This is a genomic window from Vibrio sp. 10N.261.52.A1 (assembly GCF_002876325.1).
Lineage (GTDB): Bacteria > Pseudomonadota > Gammaproteobacteria > Enterobacterales > Vibrionaceae > Vibrio > Vibrio chagasii.
Genome location: NZ_MCYD01001321.1, coordinates 1 through 205, shown reverse-complemented (window position 1 = coordinate 205; position 205 = coordinate 1). Strand labels below are relative to the sequence as shown.

The 205-nt window shown below is 48.3% G+C and carries 1 protein-coding gene; it reads right to left on the bottom strand.

Features of this window, described 5'->3' with window-relative positions:
* On the bottom strand, window positions 1–205 hold a 205-nt coding region (locus BCT81_RS27305; protein ID WP_198596977.1), incomplete at both ends, for a VOC family protein.

The window sequence follows — 205 nt, the reverse complement described above, 5'->3', positions numbered from 1 at the left end:
GTTGTTCAAACGCTCACCCTCACCTTTCGGGCTAGACAGCTTGATCTTAATACCTTGCTCAGCCAGCGTTTCAAAGTTAGCAGCGAACTGCGGGTAAGTGTCTTTCAGATCCGCTAAGTACTCGTCAGCCGTTTGGGCGTGAGAAGGAATCACAAACTCGACATGTTCCCAATCTTGGCTTGGATAAATTTTACCTTCTGCAGGG